Annotated in this window: 31 protein-coding genes; 30 read left to right on the top strand and 1 reads right to left on the bottom strand. The window is 50.5% G+C overall.

Annotated elements, in window-relative coordinates:
• Nucleotides 1-9 precede the first annotated feature (9 nt).
• The 30 genes from rplD to AC6I8E_RS16565 all read left to right on the top strand — a co-directional run bounded on the left by rplD (nt 10) and on the right by AC6I8E_RS16565 (nt 15,714).
• Nucleotides 10-615, top strand: coding sequence for a 50S ribosomal protein L4 (rplD, locus tag AC6I8E_RS16710; protein ID WP_003850711.1), 606 nt, complete (start codon nt 10-12; stop codon nt 613-615).
• Complete coding sequence (gene rplW / locus AC6I8E_RS16705) at nt 612-914, top strand: 50S ribosomal protein L23 (protein ID WP_003850708.1); 303 nt, start codon at nt 612-614, stop codon at nt 912-914. Before rplD ends, rplW begins: the two co-directional genes overlap by 4 nt.
• A gap of 17 nt (nt 915-931) precedes the next feature.
• Nucleotides 932-1,753 (top strand): 50S ribosomal protein L2, encoded by an 822-nt coding sequence (gene rplB / locus AC6I8E_RS16700; protein ID WP_013359239.1) that lies wholly within the window; start codon nt 932-934, stop codon nt 1,751-1,753.
• Nucleotides 1,754-1,769: 16 nt separating this feature from the next.
• Nucleotides 1,770-2,048 carry a 30S ribosomal protein S19 gene (gene rpsS, locus AC6I8E_RS16695; RefSeq protein ID WP_001138115.1) on the top strand — a complete coding sequence of 93 codons (279 nt, stop codon included), beginning with the start codon at nt 1,770-1,772 and terminating at the stop codon, nt 2,046-2,048.
• Between the two features lie 13 nt (nt 2,049-2,061).
• Nucleotides 2,062-2,394 (top strand): 50S ribosomal protein L22, encoded by a 333-nt coding sequence (gene rplV / locus AC6I8E_RS16690; protein ID WP_008927136.1) that lies wholly within the window; start codon nt 2,062-2,064, stop codon nt 2,392-2,394.
• 17 nt (nt 2,395-2,411) lie between these two features.
• Complete coding sequence (rpsC, locus tag AC6I8E_RS16685; protein ID WP_008927135.1) at nt 2,412-3,110, top strand: 30S ribosomal protein S3; 699 nt, start codon at nt 2,412-2,414, stop codon at nt 3,108-3,110.
• Nucleotides 3,111-3,122: 12 nt separating this feature from the next.
• A complete protein-coding gene (gene rplP, locus AC6I8E_RS16680; protein ID WP_008927134.1) occupies nt 3,123-3,533 on the top strand; it encodes a 50S ribosomal protein L16 in 411 nt (136 codons plus the stop codon).
• Nucleotides 3,533-3,724: a 50S ribosomal protein L29 gene (gene rpmC, locus AC6I8E_RS16675; RefSeq protein WP_003850146.1), complete on the top strand. Its 192-nt coding sequence runs from the start codon at nt 3,533-3,535 to the stop codon at nt 3,722-3,724. Before rplP ends, rpmC begins: the two co-directional genes overlap by 1 nt.
• Nucleotides 3,724-3,978: a 30S ribosomal protein S17 gene (rpsQ, locus tag AC6I8E_RS16670; protein ID WP_003850147.1), complete on the top strand. Its 255-nt coding sequence runs from the start codon at nt 3,724-3,726 to the stop codon at nt 3,976-3,978. The genes rpmC and rpsQ overlap by 1 nt, the downstream gene beginning before the upstream one ends.
• 358 nt (nt 3,979-4,336) lie before the next feature.
• Nucleotides 4,337-5,689 (top strand): 8-oxoguanine deaminase, encoded by a 1,353-nt coding sequence (locus AC6I8E_RS16665; RefSeq protein WP_313680308.1) that lies wholly within the window; start codon nt 4,337-4,339, stop codon nt 5,687-5,689.
• 248 nt (nt 5,690-5,937) lie between these two features.
• Entirely contained in the window at nt 5,938-6,309 is a 372-nt protein-coding gene (rplN, locus tag AC6I8E_RS16660; protein ID WP_006120590.1) for a 50S ribosomal protein L14, read from the top strand.
• 10 nt (nt 6,310-6,319) lie between these two features.
• Nucleotides 6,320-6,634, top strand: a complete 315-nt coding sequence (rplX, locus tag AC6I8E_RS16655) for a 50S ribosomal protein L24 (protein ID WP_003850150.1) — start codon at nt 6,320-6,322, stop codon at nt 6,632-6,634.
• 14 nt (nt 6,635-6,648) lie between these two features.
• Nucleotides 6,649-7,188, top strand: coding sequence for a 50S ribosomal protein L5 (gene rplE / locus AC6I8E_RS16650; RefSeq protein ID WP_003850155.1), 540 nt, complete (start codon nt 6,649-6,651; stop codon nt 7,186-7,188).
• A gap of 14 nt (nt 7,189-7,202) precedes the next feature.
• Complete coding sequence (gene rpsN, locus AC6I8E_RS16645; RefSeq protein WP_008927132.1) at nt 7,203-7,508, top strand: 30S ribosomal protein S14; 306 nt, start codon at nt 7,203-7,205, stop codon at nt 7,506-7,508.
• Between the two features lie 32 nt (nt 7,509-7,540).
• A complete protein-coding gene (rpsH, locus tag AC6I8E_RS16640) occupies nt 7,541-7,933 on the top strand; it encodes a 30S ribosomal protein S8 (RefSeq protein WP_003850158.1) in 393 nt (130 codons plus the stop codon).
• Nucleotides 7,934-7,946: 13 nt separating this feature from the next.
• On the top strand, nt 7,947-8,480 hold the full coding sequence (rplF, locus tag AC6I8E_RS16635) for a 50S ribosomal protein L6 (RefSeq protein WP_497824232.1): 534 nt from the start codon (nt 7,947-7,949) through the stop codon (nt 8,478-8,480).
• 9 nt (nt 8,481-8,489) lie between these two features.
• Complete coding sequence (gene rplR / locus AC6I8E_RS16630; RefSeq protein WP_003850163.1) at nt 8,490-8,843, top strand: 50S ribosomal protein L18; 354 nt, start codon at nt 8,490-8,492, stop codon at nt 8,841-8,843.
• A gap of 14 nt (nt 8,844-8,857) precedes the next feature.
• Nucleotides 8,858-9,358: a 30S ribosomal protein S5 gene (gene rpsE / locus AC6I8E_RS16625; RefSeq protein ID WP_003850164.1), complete on the top strand. Its 501-nt coding sequence runs from the start codon at nt 8,858-8,860 to the stop codon at nt 9,356-9,358.
• Between the two features lie 5 nt (nt 9,359-9,363).
• Complete coding sequence (rpmD, locus tag AC6I8E_RS16620) at nt 9,364-9,543, top strand: 50S ribosomal protein L30 (RefSeq protein WP_003850166.1); 180 nt, start codon at nt 9,364-9,366, stop codon at nt 9,541-9,543.
• Nucleotides 9,544-9,546: 3 nt separating this feature from the next.
• On the top strand, nt 9,547-9,981 hold the full coding sequence (rplO, locus tag AC6I8E_RS16615; RefSeq protein ID WP_003850168.1) for a 50S ribosomal protein L15: 435 nt from the start codon (nt 9,547-9,549) through the stop codon (nt 9,979-9,981).
• 7 nt (nt 9,982-9,988) lie between these two features.
• Nucleotides 9,989-11,320 (top strand): preprotein translocase subunit SecY, encoded by a 1,332-nt coding sequence (secY, locus tag AC6I8E_RS16610; RefSeq protein WP_003850175.1) that lies wholly within the window; start codon nt 9,989-9,991, stop codon nt 11,318-11,320.
• A 32-nt stretch (nt 11,321-11,352) separates the two neighbouring features.
• Nucleotides 11,353-11,469 (top strand): 50S ribosomal protein L36, encoded by a 117-nt coding sequence (gene rpmJ / locus AC6I8E_RS16605; protein ID WP_010252805.1) that lies wholly within the window; start codon nt 11,353-11,355, stop codon nt 11,467-11,469.
• 146 nt (nt 11,470-11,615) lie between these two features.
• Nucleotides 11,616-11,972: a 30S ribosomal protein S13 gene (rpsM, locus tag AC6I8E_RS16600; protein WP_003850176.1), complete on the top strand. Its 357-nt coding sequence runs from the start codon at nt 11,616-11,618 to the stop codon at nt 11,970-11,972.
• A gap of 16 nt (nt 11,973-11,988) precedes the next feature.
• On the top strand, nt 11,989-12,378 hold the full coding sequence (gene rpsK, locus AC6I8E_RS16595; protein ID WP_004160563.1) for a 30S ribosomal protein S11: 390 nt from the start codon (nt 11,989-11,991) through the stop codon (nt 12,376-12,378).
• Nucleotides 12,379-12,411: 33 nt separating this feature from the next.
• Entirely contained in the window at nt 12,412-13,032 is a 621-nt protein-coding gene (gene rpsD / locus AC6I8E_RS16590) for a 30S ribosomal protein S4 (RefSeq protein ID WP_008927131.1), read from the top strand.
• A 25-nt stretch (nt 13,033-13,057) separates the two neighbouring features.
• A complete protein-coding gene (locus tag AC6I8E_RS16585; RefSeq protein ID WP_003850179.1) occupies nt 13,058-14,047 on the top strand; it encodes a DNA-directed RNA polymerase subunit alpha in 990 nt (329 codons plus the stop codon).
• 40 nt (nt 14,048-14,087) lie between these two features.
• Nucleotides 14,088-14,474, top strand: coding sequence for a 50S ribosomal protein L17 (rplQ, locus tag AC6I8E_RS16580; RefSeq protein WP_003850180.1), 387 nt, complete (start codon nt 14,088-14,090; stop codon nt 14,472-14,474).
• 95 nt (nt 14,475-14,569) lie between these two features.
• Nucleotides 14,570-14,941: a DnaJ family domain-containing protein gene (locus AC6I8E_RS16575; RefSeq protein ID WP_013359236.1), complete on the top strand. Its 372-nt coding sequence runs from the start codon at nt 14,570-14,572 to the stop codon at nt 14,939-14,941.
• On the top strand, nt 14,942-15,358 hold the full coding sequence (gene zntR / locus AC6I8E_RS16570) for a Zn(2+)-responsive transcriptional regulator (protein ID WP_033784135.1): 417 nt from the start codon (nt 14,942-14,944) through the stop codon (nt 15,356-15,358). It begins immediately after the preceding gene.
• Between the two features lie 59 nt (nt 15,359-15,417).
• A complete protein-coding gene (locus AC6I8E_RS16565) occupies nt 15,418-15,714 on the top strand; it encodes an alternative ribosome-rescue factor A (protein WP_071822199.1) in 297 nt (98 codons plus the stop codon).
• On the opposite strand, the gene mscL is transcribed toward AC6I8E_RS16565, so the two are convergent.
• Entirely contained in the window at nt 15,650-16,060 is a 411-nt protein-coding gene (gene mscL / locus AC6I8E_RS16560; RefSeq protein ID WP_013359234.1) for a large-conductance mechanosensitive channel protein MscL, read from the bottom strand. The two genes, AC6I8E_RS16565 and mscL, sit on opposite strands and share 65 nt — an antisense overlap.
• Nucleotides 16,061-16,087: the final 27 nt, after the last annotated feature.

Genomic DNA, 16,087 nt, shown 5'->3' with positions numbered 1-16,087 from the left:
GGGATAGCAATGGAATTAGTATTGAAAGACGCGCAGAGCGCGCTGACTGTTTCCGAAACTACCTTCGGTCGTGATTTCAACGAAGCGCTGGTTCACCAGGTTGTTGTTGCTTACGCATCTGGCGCCCGCCAGGGTACTCGTGCGCAGAAAACTCGCGCCGAAGTAACCGGTTCAGGCAAAAAGCCATGGCGTCAGAAAGGCACCGGCCGTGCGCGTGCAGGTTCTGTAAAGAGCCCAATCTGGCGTTCAGGTGGCGTGACCTTTGCTGCGAAGCCGCAGGACCACAGTCAAAAAGTTAACAAAAAGATGTACCGCGGCGCGCTGAAAAGCATCCTGTCCGAGCTGGTACGTCAAGATCGTCTGATCGTTGTCGAATCATTTGCTGTAGAAGCACCGAAAACCAAGCTGCTGGTACAGAAACTGAAAGACATGGCTCTGGAAGACGTGCTGATCATCACCGGTGAACTGGATGAGAATCTGTTCCTGGCTGCGCGTAACCTGTACAAGGTTGACGTGCGTGATGCATCCGGTATCGACCCAGTTAGCCTGATCGCCTTCGACAAAGTCGTTATGACTGCTGATGCAGTTAAGCAAGTTGAGGAGATGCTGGCATGATCCGTGAAGAACGTCTGCTGAAAGTACTGCGCGCGCCGCACGTATCTGAAAAAGCATCTAGCGCGATGGAAAAAACTAATACCATCGTTCTCAAAGTTGCTAATGACGCGACCAAAGCAGAGATCGTTGCTGCTGTTGAGAAACTGTTCGAAGTTGAAGTTAAAGACGTAAACACCCTGGTAGTTAAGGGCAAAGTTAAGCGTCAAGGACAGCGTATCGGTCGTCGTAGCGACTGGAAAAAAGCTTACGTCACCCTGAAAGAAGGCCAGAATCTGGACTTCGCTGGCGGCGCTGAGTAAGTCGGAGGAGAAAGACAATGGCAGTTGTTAAATGTAAACCGACATCTCCGGGTCGTCGCCATGTAGTTAAAGTGGTAAACGCGGAGCTGCACAAGGGCAAACCATTTGCCCCGCTGGTAGAAAAAAACAGCAAATCCGGTGGCCGTAACAACAATGGTCGTATCACTACCCGTCATATCGGTGGTGGTCACAAGCAGGCTTACCGTATTGTTGACTTCAAACGCAACAAAGATGGTATCCCGGCAACCGTTGAACGTCTTGAGTACGATCCGAACCGCTCTGCGAACATCGCACTGGTTCTGTACAAAGACGGCGAGCGCCGTTACATCCTGGCCCCTAAAGGCCTGAAAGCCGGCGACCAGATCCAATCTGGCGTTGATGCTGCGATCAAAGCAGGTAACACACTGCCGATGCGTAACATCCCGGTGGGTTCAACCGTGCATAACGTAGAAATGAAACCAGGCAAAGGCGGTCAGATTGCTCGCTCAGCTGGTGCTTACGTGCAGATCGTTGCGCGTGAAGGTTCTTACGTTACCCTGCGTCTGCGTTCAGGTGAAATGCGTAAAGTCGAGTCTGACTGCCGCGCAACACTGGGCGAAGTCGGCAACGCTGAGCATATGCTGCGCGTTCTGGGTAAAGCTGGTGCAGCCCGTTGGCGTGGTGTTCGTCCGACCGTTCGTGGTACCGCGATGAACCCAGTTGATCACCCGCACGGTGGTGGTGAAGGTCGTAACTTTGGTAAGCACCCGGTAACTCCGTGGGGCGTTCAGACCAAAGGTAAGAAGACCCGTAGCAACAAGCGTACCGATAAGTTTATCGTACGTCGCCGTAGCAAATAATATTAGAGGATAAGCCATGCCACGTTCTCTCAAGAAAGGTCCTTTTATTGACCTGCACTTGCTGAAGAAGGTAGAGAAAGCGGTGGAAAGCGGTGACAAGAAGCCTTTGCGCACTTGGTCCCGTCGTTCAACGATCTTTCCTAACATGATCGGTTTGACCATCGCTGTCCATAATGGTCGTCAGCACGTTCCTGTCTTTGTTTCCGACGAAATGGTTGGTCACAAACTGGGTGAATTCGCGCCGACACGTACTTATCGCGGTCACGCGGCTGATAAAAAAGCCAAGAAGAAATAAGTAGGAGGAAGAGATGGAAACTTTAGCTCAACATCGCCACGCTCGTTCTTCTGCTCAGAAGGTTCGCCTTGTTGCTGACCTGATTCGCGGTAAGAAAGTGTCGCAGGCACTGGACATTTTGACCTACACCAATAAGAAAGCGGCTGTACTGGTCAAAAAAGTTCTGGAATCTGCCATTGCTAACGCCGAACACAACGATGGCGCTGATATCGACGATCTGAAAATCACGAAAATTTTCGTTGATGAAGGTCCGACCATGAAACGCATTATGCCGCGTGCCAAAGGTCGTGCAGATCGCATCCTGAAGCGCACCAGCCACATTACTGTGGTTGTGTCCGATCGCTGAGACTCTGGAGACTAGCAATGGGTCAGAAAGTACATCCTAATGGTATTCGCCTGGGTATTGTAAAACCATGGAACTCTACCTGGTTTGCGAACACCAACGAATTCGCTGACAACCTGGACAGCGATTTTAAAGTACGTCAGTTCCTGACTAAAGAACTGGCTAAAGCATCTGTCTCTCGTATCGTTATCGAGCGTCCAGCGAAGAGCATCCGTGTGACTATTCACACCGCTCGTCCGGGCATCGTTATCGGTAAGAAAGGCGAAGATGTAGAAAAACTGCGCACGGTCGTCGCGAAAATCGCTGGCGTTCCTGCACAGATTAATATCGCCGAAGTCCGCAAGCCGGAACTGGACGCGAAACTGGTAGCTGACAGCATCACTTCACAGCTGGAGCGTCGTGTGATGTTCCGTCGTGCTATGAAGCGTGCAGTTCAGAACGCCATGCGTCTTGGCGCGAAGGGTATTAAAGTTGAAGTTAGCGGCCGTCTGGGTGGCGCTGAGATCGCACGTACCGAATGGTATCGTGAAGGTCGCGTGCCATTGCACACACTGCGTGCTGACATTGACTACAACACCTCTGAAGCGCACACCACTTATGGTGTAATCGGCGTTAAGGTATGGATCTTCAAAGGTGAGATCCTGGGTGGTATGGCTGCTGTTGAACAACCGGAACCGGCTGCTCAACCTAAAAAGCAGCAGCGTAAAGGCCGTAAGTAAGGAGAGTCGCTGATGTTACAACCAAAGCGTACGAAATTCCGTAAGGTGCACAAAGGCCGTAACCGCGGTCTGGCTGCGGGTACGGATGTCAGCTTCGGTACTTTCGGTCTGAAAGCTGTTGGCCGTGGTCGTCTGACTGCTCGTCAGATCGAAGCAGCACGTCGTGCTATGACCCGTGCAGTTAAGCGTCAAGGTAAGATCTGGATCCGAGTATTCCCGGACAAACCGATCACCGAGAAGCCGCTGGAAGTGCGTATGGGTAAAGGTAAGGGTAACGTAGAGTATTGGGTTGCCCTGATCCAGCCTGGTAAAGTCCTGTATGAAATGGACGGCGTACCAGAAGAGCTGGCCCGTGAAGCATTCAAGCTGGCAGCAGCAAAACTGCCTATCAAAACCACCTTTGTAACTAAGACGGTGATGTAATGAAAGCAACTGAGCTGCGTGAAAAAAGCGTTGAAGAGCTGAACACTGAGCTGCTTAATCTGCTGCGTGAGCAATTTAACCTGCGCATGCAGGCAGCATCTGGCCAACTGCAGCAGACTCATCTGCTGAAACAGGTTCGCCGTGATGTTGCACGCGTTAAGACTTTACTGACTGAGAAGGCGGGTTCGTAATGACCGATAAAATCCGTACTCTGCAGGGTCGTGTAGTAAGTGACAAAATGCAGAAATCTGCAGTTGTTGCTATCGAACGTTTTGTGAAACACCCGATCTACGGCAAATTCATCAAACGTACGACCAAGCTGCACATCCATGACGAGAACAATGAATGTGGAATTGGTGACGTGGTAGAAATCCGCGAATGCCGTCCACTGTCCAAGACTAAATCCTGGACCCTGGTTCGCGTAATCGAGAAAGCGGTTCTGTAATAAGAATTGTATTCTCTGAGGAAACCCTCTGCTTCGGCAGGGGGTTTTTTTTTGCCTGTAATCGGGGGTTGATCCATTTGTGCCTGTGACAGAGCAGATTTGATGGTGCTCAAAAATTTAGCAGATTGTCAGGTCTAAGCTGAGACGGTTCAGGCAATGAGGCCTGAAAGCTGTGGGCCATAAAGGTCTGGGTTATCATAACTGTACAAGGAAATGTGCGGTGAAAATGGAGAGTCCTGACCGCTTACGCCGGTCACTGATAAAGCTGCCACTGTTAGCTGCGTTACCTGCGATTAGCTCTGCCAAAAGCTTGCCGCTATTATCGGGTAGCACACAATCTCAACCCACAGGCAATAGCATGGAACGAACTCTGTTACTGAAGAATGCTGAATGCGTGGTTTGCATGGATGCCGACCGGCGGGAAATACGGAACGCCAGTATTCTGATTAAAGGAAATCAGATCGTTGCGGTCGGGGAAGCAGGATCGTTACCCGATAGCGCAGATGAGATTATCGATCTGCGGGGACACATTGTTATACCTGGCCTGATTAATACGCATCATCACATGTATCAGAGCCTGACCCGGGCTATTCCTGCGGTACAAAACGGCGAACTGTTCAACTGGCTTACCCATCTCTACCCACTATGGCAGAATCTGACACCTGAGATGATTCATATCTCAACGCAGATTTCGATGGCCGAGTTAATGCTCTCCGGTTGTACCACCACCAGTGACCATCTCTATGTCTACCCTAACGGCTGTAAGCTTGACGACAGCATTGAGGCTGCAGCGTTAATGGGCATGCGTTTCCATGCCAGCCGGGGCAGCATGAGCGTCGGTAAATCCCTGGGTGGCCTGCCGCCTGATTCGCTGGTTGAGAATGAAGCCGCCATCCTCAGGGACACGCAGCGTGTGATTGAGCGCTATCACGATGACAGCCACGGCTCGATGTTACGCATCGTGGTGGCACCATGTTCACCGTTCTCGGTCAGTCGTGAGCTGATGAAGCAGTCCGCTGCACTGGCACGCAGCTTCAACGTCTCGATGCATACTCATCTGGCGGAGAACGACAGCGATATCCGCTATAGCCGCGAGAAATTCAACATGACGCCAGCGCAGTACGTTGAGGACCTCGGCTGGGTAGGGCCGGATGTCTGGCATGCACACTGCGTAAAACTGGATCAGCATGGTATGGAGCTCTTTGCACGTACCGGAACCGGCGTCGCACACTGCCCCTGTTCAAACATGCGTCTCGGTTCGGGTATTGCACCGATACGCCACATGTGTGATGCCGGTGTCCATGTCGGTATGGGCGTGGATGGGCCAGCCTCCAATGACAGCTCAGACATGATGGCAGAGGTACGTCAGGCGATGCTGTTGCAACGCGTGGGTTTCGGCCCGGATGCGATGACGGCACGTCAGGCTCTGGAGCTGGCGACGCTGGGTGGAGCAAAAGTGCTGAATCGCGACGACGTGGGCGCCATTGCACCGGGCATGATGGCTGACTTGGCGATCTTTGACCTGAATCGCATTGGTCTTGCCGGGGCAGGGCACGATCCTGTCGCCGCCATGGTGTTCTGTAATCCGGGGCAGGTCGCTTACAGCATCATCAACGGAAAAGTCAGGGTGCGTGACGGACAACTGGCCGGAATTGAACTGCCAGCCGTGCTGCATCAGCATAACCAACTGGCCAGAAAACTGGTTAGTTGAGTCAGAAGGGCACTTTATTAGGGAGGCGACGAAAAATAAGGCAGATTACATTTGCTACTGTTCGCACTATTCCCTAGAATACGCCCTCCCTGTCATCAGGGAAAATCAGCGGCTCGATTGAGAGCCGTTTATTTTTTCTACCCATCTGTGAGAACCGGTGTTACAATGCCGCGCCCTCAATTATGGGGCTTTCTAACGACCTGAGGTTTAGGTCCCGAAGTAGTAGTTGACATTAGCGGAGCACTAAAATGATCCAAGAACAGACTATGCTGAACGTCGCCGACAACTCCGGTGCACGTCGCGTAATGTGTATCAAGGTTCTGGGTGGCTCGCACCGTCGCTACGCAGGCGTCGGTGACATCATCAAAGTTACCATCAAGGAAGCAATTCCTCGTGGTAAAGTCAAAAAAGGTGATGTCCTGAAGGCGGTAGTGGTGCGCACCAGGAAGGGTGTTCGTCGCCCGGACGGTTCTGTCATTCGCTTCGATGGTAATGCATGCGTTATTCTGAACAATAACAGTGAGCAGCCTATCGGTACGCGTATTTTTGGGCCGGTAACTCGTGAACTTCGTACTGAAAAGTTCATGAAAATTATCTCTCTGGCACCAGAAGTACTCTAAGGAGCGAACAATGGCAGCTAAAATCCGTCGTAACGACGAAGTTATCGTGTTAACCGGTAAAGATAAAGGTAAGCGCGGTAAAGTTAAGAATGTCCTGTCTTCTGGTAAGGTCATCGTTGAAGGTATCAACCTGGTTAAAAAACATCAGAAGCCGGTTCCGGCCCTGAACCAACCAGGTGGCATCGTTGAAAAAGAAGCTGCTATTCAGGTTTCTAACGTTGCACTGTTCAACGCGGCAACTGGTAAGGCTGACCGTGTAGGCTTTAGATTCGAAGACGGCAAAAAAGTCCGTTTCTTCAAGTCTAACAGCGAAACTATCAAGTAATTTGGAGTAGTACGATGGCGAAACTGCATGATTACTACAAAGACGAAGTAGTCCAGAAACTCATGACAGAGTTTGGCTACAATTCTGTCATGCAAGTCCCTCGGGTCGAGAAGATCACCCTGAACATGGGTGTTGGTGAAGCGATCGCTGACAAGAAACTGCTGGATAACGCAGCAGCTGACCTGGCAGCAATCTCCGGTCAAAAACCGCTGGTCACCAAAGCACGCAAATCAGTTGCAGGCTTCAAAATCCGTCAGGGCTATCCGATCGGCTGTAAAGTAACTCTGCGTGGCGAGCGCATGTGGGAGTTCTTTGAGCGTCTGGTCACCATTGCAGTTCCACGTATCCGTGACTTCCGTGGCTTGTCCGCTAAGTCATTCGATGGTCGTGGCAACTACAGCATGGGTGTACGTGAGCAGATCATCTTCCCAGAAATCGACTACGACAAAGTCGATCGCGTTCGTGGTTTGGATATCACCATTACCACTACTGCGAAATCTGATGATGAAGGCCGTGCTCTGCTGGCTGCCTTTGACTTCCCGTTCCGTAAGTAAGGTAGGGTTACTTAATGGCTAAGCAATCTATGAAAGCGCGCGAAGTTAAGCGTGCAAAATTAGCAGACAAATTCTTCGCTAAACGCGCTGAACTGAAAGCGATCATCTCTGATGTGAACGCTTCCGACGAAGACCGTTGGGATGCTGTTCTGAAGCTGCAGAGTCTGCCGCGTGATTCCAGCCCTTCACGTCAGCGTAACCGCTGCCGTCAAACAGGTCGTCCGCACGGTTTCCTGCGGAAGTTTGGGTTGAGCCGTATCAAGGTCCGCGAAGCCGCCATGCGCGGTGAAATTCCGGGTCTGAAAAAGGCTAGCTGGTAATTGTCACCAATTGAATCACGGGAGTAACACAGATGAGCATGCAAGATCCGATCGCGGATATGCTGACCCGTATCCGTAACGGTCAGGCCGCGAACAAAGTTGCGGTCACCATGCCTTCCTCCAAGCTGAAATTGGCAATTGCCAACGTTCTGAAGGAAGAAGGATATATTGAAGATTTCAAAATCGAAGGCGACATCAAGCTGGAACTGGAACTTACTCTCAAGTATTTCCAGGGAAAAGCTGTTGTAGAAAGCATTCAGCGAGTAAGCCGTCCTGGCCTGCGCATCTATAAGAAAAAAGATGAGCTGCCAAAGGTAATGGCTGGTATGGGCATCGCTGTAGTTTCTACATCTAAAGGTGTCATGACTGATCGTGCAGCGCGCCAGGCAGGTCTTGGTGGCGAAATTATCTGCTACGTAGCGTAATCGGAGGATACATATGTCTCGTGTTGCTAAAGCACCTGTCGTTGTTCCTGCCGGCGTAGAGGTAAAACTCGACGGTCAGGTAATTTCGATTAAAGGTAAAAACGGCGAGCTGACTCGTACTATCAATGATGCTGTTGAAGTTAAGCATGCTGACAACGCTCTGACTTTCGCTCCGCGCGAAGGTTTCGTTGACGGCTGGGCGCAGGCGGGTACTTCTCGCGCGCTGCTGAACGCAATGGTTATCGGTGTTACCGAAGGCTTCATTAAGAAGCTGCAGCTGGTTGGTGTAGGTTATCGTGCAGCCGTTAAAGGCGACGTGGTAAACCTGTCTCTGGGCTTTTCTCATCCAGTCGATCACCAGCTGCCCGCGGGTATCACTGCAGAATGTCCAACTCAGACTGAGATCGTGCTGAAAGGCGCTGATAAACAGCTGATTGGTCAGGTTGCTGCGGACCTGCGCGCCTACCGTCGTCCTGAGCCTTATAAAGGCAAGGGTGTCCGTTACGCCGACGAAGTCGTGCGTACCAAAGAGGCTAAGAAGAAGTAAGGTAACACTATGGATAAGAAATCTGCTCGTATCCGTCGTGCGACCCGTGCACGTCGCAAGCTCAAAGAGCTGGGTGCTACTCGCCTGGTGGTACATCGTACCCCGCGTCATATTTACGCACAGGTAATCGCCCCGAACGGTTCCGAAGTTCTGGTCGCTGCTTCTACTGTAGAAAAAGCTATCACTGAACAACTGAAGTATACCGGTAATAAAGAAGCCGCAGCTGCAGTAGGCAAAGCTATCGCAGAACGCGCAATCGAAAAAGGCATCACTGGTGTTTCTTTCGACCGTTCCGGTTTCCAATATCATGGTCGCGTCCAGGCACTGGCAGATGCTGCCCGTGAAGCTGGCCTTCAGTTCTAAGGTAGAGGTCTAAGATGGCACACATCGAGAAACAAGCTGGCGAACTGCAGGAAAAACTGATCGCGGTAAACCGTGTTTCTAAAACTGTTAAAGGTGGTCGTATCTTCTCCTTCACAGCACTGACTGTGGTAGGTGATGGTAATGGTCGCGTAGGTTTTGGTTACGGTAAAGCGCGTGAAGTTCCAGCAGCGATCCAGAAAGCGATGGAGAAAGCCCGTCGCAACATGGTTAACGTCGCGCTGACCAACGGCACCCTGCAGCACCCTGTTAAAGGTGCACACACGGGTTCCCGCGTGTTCATGCAGCCGGCTTCAGAAGGTACCGGTATCATCGCCGGTGGTGCAATGCGCGCCGTTCTGGAAGTCGCTGGAGTTCATAACGTACTGGCAAAAGCCTATGGTTCTACTAACCCGATTAACGTGGTTCGTGCAACTATCGACGGCCTGGGCAATATGAAATCTCCGGAAATGGTCGCTGCTAAGCGTGGTAAATCCGTTGAAGAAATTCTGGGGTAATCACGATGGCTAAGACTATTAAAATCACTCAAACCCGTAGTTCAATCGGCCGCTTGCCTAAGCATAAAGCCACTCTGGTTGGCCTGGGTCTGCGTCGTATTGGCCACACCGTTGAGCGTGAAGACACGCCTGCAGTACGCGGTATGGTTAACGCGGTTTCCTATATGGTTAAAGTGGAGGAGTAAGAGATGCGTTTAAATACTCTGTCTCCGGCCGAAGGGTCTAAGCACGCTACCAAGCGTCTGGGTCGTGGTATCGGTTCTGGCCTCGGAAAAACCGGTGGTCGTGGTCACAAAGGTCAGAACTCACGTTCTGGCGGTGGCGTACGTCGCGGTTTCGAAGGTGGTCAGATGCCTCTGTACCGTCGTCTGCCGAAGTTCGGTTTCACCTCTCGCAAAGCAATGATCACCACAGAGATTCGTCTGTCTGATCTGGCGAAAGTTGAAGGCGGTATCGTCGACCTGAACGCGCTGAAAGCAGCCAACATTGTCGGTGTTCAGATTGAATTCGTTAAAGTAATTCTGTCTGGTGAAGTATCTACACCGGTAACGGTTCGCGGCCTGCGTGTCACCAAAGGTGCTCGTGCTGCAATCGAAGCTGCTGGCGGTAAAATCGAGGAATAAGTAGCAGATGGCTAAACAACCGGGATTAGATTTTCAAAGTGCCAAAGGCGGCTTTGGTGAGCTGAAACGCAGACTGCTGTTTGTAATCGGCGCACTCATTGTCTTCCGTATTGGCTCTTTTATTCCAATCCCTGGTATTGATGCCACTGTACTTGCCAAACTGCTTGAGCAACAGCGTGGCACCATCATTGAAATGTTTAACATGTTCTCTGGTGGTGCTCTCAGCCGTGCTTCTATTTTCGCACTGGGTATCATGCCGTATATTTCGGCATCGATTATCATCCAGTTATTAACGGTGGTTCATCCAGCGTTAGCGGAAATTAAGAAAGAAGGGGAGGCTGGCCGTCGTAAGATTAGCCAGTACACCCGATACGGTACGTTGGTATTGGCCATATTTCAGTCGATCGGTATTGCTACCGGTCTGCCGAATATGCCAGGGATGCAAGGCCTGGTCATGAATCCAGGCTTTGCTTTCTACTTTACCGCTGTTGTGAGTCTGGTCTCAGGAACGATGTTCCTGATGTGGCTGGGCGAACAGATTACTGAGCGTGGTATCGGTAACGGTATTTCGATCATTATCTTCGCAGGTATTGTTGCGGGTCTTCCGCCGGCCATTGGCCATACCATCGAGCAAGCGCGGCAAGGCGACCTGCACTTCCTTCTGTTGCTGTTGGTTGCAGTACTCGTATTCGCAGTGACCTTCTTTGTTATCTTCGTTGAACGTGGTCAGCGCCGCATTGTGGTGAACTACGCAAAACGTCAGCAGGGTCGTCGCGTTTACGCTGCACAGAGCACACATTTACCGTTGAAAGTGAATATGGCGGGCGTTATTCCAGCCATCTTTGCTTCCAGCATTATTCTGTTCCCGGCAACGATTGCATCGTGGTTTGGGGGCGGTACCGGTTGGAACTGGCTGACAACAATTTCGCTGTATTTGCAGCCAGGACAGCCGCTTTATGTGCTACTCTATGCGACTGCAATCATCTTCTTCTGTTTCTTCTATACGGCGTTGGTTTTCAACCCACGTGAAACAGCAGATAACCTGAAGAAGTCTGGTGCATTCGTACCGGGAATTCGTCCGGGAGAGCAAACGGCGAAGTATATTGATAAAGTAATGACGCGACTGACCTTAATCGGCGCGCTGTATATTACTTTTATCTGCCTTATCCCGGAGTTCATGCGTGATGCGATGAAGGTTCCCTTCTACTTTGGCGGTACTTCACTGCTCATCGTAGTTGTCGTCATCATGGACTTTATGGCTCAAGTGCAAACTCTGATGATGTCCAGTCAGTATGAGTCGGCACTGAAGAAAGCTAACCTGAAAGGCTACGGCCGTTAATTCAGTTGGTTGAGAAGTTACGGAGAGTAAAAATGAAAGTTCGTGCTTCCGTCAAGAGATTATGTCGTAACTGCAAAATCATTCGTCGCGACGGTGTCGTACGTGTGATCTGCAGCGCCGAGCCAAAGCATAAACAGCGCCAAGGCTGATTTTGTCACATATTTTTCTTGCAAAGTCGGGTTGAGCTGGCTAGATTAGCCAGCCAATCTTTTGTATGTCAGTACGTTTCCATTTGAGTATCCTGAAAACGGGCTTTTCAGCATGGGACGTGCTTGTTTAATTATAGGAGTGCATAGTGGCCCGTATAGCAGGCATTAACATTCCTGATCAAAAACATACCGTTATCGCATTAACTTCGATCTTCGGTATCGGTAAAACCCGTTCAAAAGCCATCTGCGCTTCAACGGGTATTGCTGAAAATGTTAAGATCAGTGAGCTGTCTGAAGAACAAATTGATCAGCTGCGTGATGCAGTTGCGAAATTCGTTGTAGAAGGTGATCTGCGCCGTGAAATCACCCTGAGCATCAAGCGTCTTATGGACCTTGGTTGCTACCGTGGTTTGCGCCATCGTCGTGGTCTTCCGGTTCGCGGTCAGCGTACTAAGACCAACGCACGTACCCGTAAGGGTCCGCGTAAACCGATCAAGAAATAATCGGGGTGAGTAAATAATGGCAAAGGCACCAGTTCGTGCACGCAAGCGTGTAAGAAAACAAGTCTCAGATGGCGTGGCTCATGTCCATGCTTCTTTTAACAACACCATCGTTACCATTACTGATCGTCAGGGTAACGCACTGGGTTGGGCAACCGCCGGTGGTTCCGGTTTCCGCGGTTCACGTAAATCCACTCCGTTTGCTGCTCAGGTCGCTGCAGAGCGCTGTGCAGAAGCGGTAAAAGATTACGGAATTAAGAACCTGGAAGTTATGGTAAAGGGTCCGGGTCCAGGTCGCGAATCTACGATTCGTGCTTTGAACGCCGCTGGTTTCCGCATCACTAATATTACTGATGTGACTCCGATCCCTCATAACGGTTGTCGTCCGCCGAAAAAACGTCGCGTATAACGCCCGTTTTTTTAGGATAGTTGGAGAAAGAAAATGGCAAGATATTTGGGTCCTAAGCTCAAGCTGAGCCGTCGTGAGGGCACTGACTTATTCCTTAAGTCTGGTGTTCGCGCGATTGATTCCAAGTGTAAGATTGAACAAGCCCCTGGTCAGCATGGTGCGCGTAAACCGCGTCTGTCTGATTACGGCGGTCAGTTACGTGAAAAGCAGAAAGTTCGTCGTATCTACGGCGTGCTGGAGCGTCAGTTCCGTAACTACTATAAAGAAGCAGCTCGTCTGAAAGGCAACACCGGTGAAAACCTGTTGGCTCTGCTGGAAGGTCGTCTGGACAACGTAGTTTATCGTATGGGCTTTGGTGCCACTCGTGCAGAAGCACGTCAGCTGGTGAGCCATAAGTCTGTTCTGGTAAATGGCCGCGTTGTTAACATCGCTTCTTATCAGGTATCTCCGAATGATGTCGTTAGCATCCGTGAGAAAGCCAAAAAGCAATCTCGCGTGAAGGCCGCTCTGGAGCTGGCTGAGCAGCGTGAAAAGCCAACCTGGCTGGAAGTTGATGCGACTAAGATGGAAGGTGTGTTCAAGCGTATTCCTGAACGTACTGATCTGTCTGCGGACATTAACGAACACCTGATCGTCGAGCTTTACTCCAAGTAAGGCTTAGTACCAAAGAGAGGACACAATGCAGGGTTCTGTGACAGAGTTTCTAAAACCGCGCCTGGTAGATATCGAGCAAGTGAGTTCGACGCACGCCAAGGTGACCCTTGAGCCTTTAGAGCGTGGCTTTGGCCATACTCTTGGTAACGCACTGCGCCGTATTCTGCTTTCATCCATGCCGGGTTGCGCGGTGACCGAGGTTGAAATTGATGGTGTACTTCATGAGTACAGCACCAAAGAGGGCGTACAGGAAGATATCCTGGAAATCCTGCTCAACCTGAAAGGGCTGGCGGTAAGAGTTCAGGGTAAAGATGAAGTTATTCTGACCTTGAATAAATCTGGCATTGGCCCTGTGACTGCAGCCGACATTACCCATGATGGTGATGTCGAAATCGTCAAGCCTCAGCATGTCATTTGCCATCTGACCGATGAGAACGCTGCTATCAGCATGCGTATCAAAGTTCAGCGTGGACGTGGCTATGTGCCGGCTTCTGCCCGAATTCATTCGGAAGAAGATGAGCGCCCAATCGGCCGCCTGTTAGTTGACGCTTGCTACAGCCCTGTAGACCGTATCGCCTACAATGTTGAAGCAGCGCGTGTAGAGCAGCGCACCGACCTGGACAAGCTGGTCATCGAAATGGAAACCAACGGCACAATCGATCCTGAAGAGGCGATTCGTCGTGCGGCAACCATTCTGGCAGAACAACTTGAAGCTTTCGTTGACTTACGTGATGTACGTCAGCCAGAAGTTAAAGAAGAGAAACCAGAATTCGATCCGATCCTGCTGCGCCCTGTTGACGATCTGGAATTGACTGTCCGCTCTGCTAACTGCCTTAAGGCAGAAGCTATCCACTACATCGGTGATCTGGTACAGCGTACCGAGGTTGAGCTGCTTAAAACGCCTAACCTTGGTAAAAAATCTCTTACTGAGATTAAAGATGTGCTGGCTTCGCGTGGTCTTTCTCTGGGCATGCGCCTCGAGAACTGGCCGCCAGCAAGCATTGCTGATGAATAATCAGATCACAGGTTAAGGTTTCACTGAGAAGGATAAGGTCATGCGCCATCGTAAGAGTGGTCGTCAACTGAACCGCAACAGCAGCCATCGTCAGGCTATGTTCCGCAACATGGCCGGTTCTCTGGTTCGTCATGAGATCATCAAAACGACTCTGCCGAAAGCCAAAGAACTGCGTCGCGTAGTTGAGCCGCTGATTACTCTTGCCAAGACCGACAGCGTAGCTAATCGTCGTCTGGCATTCGCCCGTACTCGTGATAACGAGATCGTGGCAAAACTGTTTAATGAGCTGGGCCCGCGTTTCGCGAGCCGTGCCGGTGGTTACACTCGTATTCTGAAGTGTGGCTTCCGTGCTGGTGACAACGCTCCGATGGCTTACATCGAGCTGGTTGATCGTCCAGAAGCTCAAGCAGAAGCAGCCGCAGAGTAATCTGTAGCAACGTAAAAAACCCGCTTCGGCGGGTTTTTTATTGCCTGAAATTTACTACCTTAGAAAGATGTCTTTCATGTTCAAAGGAGCCGATTATGTGGCTGGTTGATGAACTTGCGGAACAGCATATTAAGGCAGCGCTGGAAAAGGGTGAGCTTAGCAATCTTCCGGGCTCTGGAAAGCCATTACAGCTGGATGATGACAGCCATGTTCCTCCTGAATTAAGAGCGGGCTACCGGCTACTGAAAAACGCGGGCTTTCTGCCGCCGGAGCTGGAGTTAAGACGGGAGGCGATGGAAGTGAACGATCTTATTCGCCAGCTCGATCCCGCGGATCATCACTATCAGGATCATTGTCATCGGCTTCAGTTGCTGGCGTTGCGATTACGCCAGGCGGGTATGAGCACGGATTTTCTGCATGGCGATTATTCGACAGCCCTTCAGAATCACTTCAGCGAGGAGGAGTAGATGTTTCGCATCGGACAGTTAGCTAAGCTTGCTGACGTCACGCCAGACACCATCCGTTTTTATGAAAAACAGCAGATGATGGATCATGACGGTCGTACGGAAGGGGGGTTTCGCCTATATACCGAGGCCGATCTTCAGCGTCTGAAATTTATCCGCTACGGTCGTAAACTCGGGTTTAGCCTTGAAGCCATCAGAGAGCTACTTTCCATCCGGGTCGATCCTGCGCATCATACCTGTCAGGAATCAAAAGCGATCGTTGAAAAACGGCTAAGTGAAGTGGCTCAGATGATCACAGAATTAGAAACGATGCAGCGCTCTTTGCGACACCTCTCGGATGCGTGTTGTGGTGACAGTCACAGTAGCATTTCGTGCTCAATTCTTGAGGCGCTGGAGCGTGGAGAGGCGTTGAGTAAATAAGCATCTTGTTATTTTGCTGCAAAGGAATAGAGTATCTGACCATCTCAACAGGAGGCTTTATGAGTAAATATCAGCATACTAAAGGGCAAATTCGCGATAACGCGATTCAGGCATTGCTGCACGACCCGTTATTTCGACAACGTATTGAGCAGAAGCAAAAGGGTAAAGGCAGTTTTAAGCGGAAAGAGAAACATGGTAAGGGGACTGGATGGGAGGGCAGTGATAAGAAAGCGTCTTATCACTGCCCTTCTGCTTTTACAGTAAAAAACCGCCTTCGTGGCGGCTTATTCACTATACCCGGGTATTCTGCTGTTTCAGCAGATCGCGGATTTCGGTCAGTAAGACTTCTTCGTTAGACGGTTTAGCGGCTGGCTTCTCCACTTCTTTTTTCTTGTACAGACGATTCATCAACTTAATCGCCATAAAGATCGCGAAAGCGATAATGACGAAATCAAAGATGGTCTGAAGGAAGATACCGTACTGCATAACAACAGCTGGCGCATCGCCTGTTGCGGGCTTAAGAACCCATGCGAATGATTTGAAATCGACTCCGCCGATCAGCAAGCCTAATGGTGGCATGATGATATTAGCGACTAATGATGAAACGATTTTACCGAATGCTGCACCGATGATGACACCCACGGCTAAATCCATTACATTGCCGCGCATTGCGAAATCACGAAACTCTTTGATTAAACTCATACTTATCTCCTTGCCTAAGCCAACGCC

This window comes from Pantoea sp. X-Soil-YNGN-785 (genome assembly GCF_059730585.1).
This window is presented reverse-complemented; position numbering and strand designations above follow the sequence as displayed.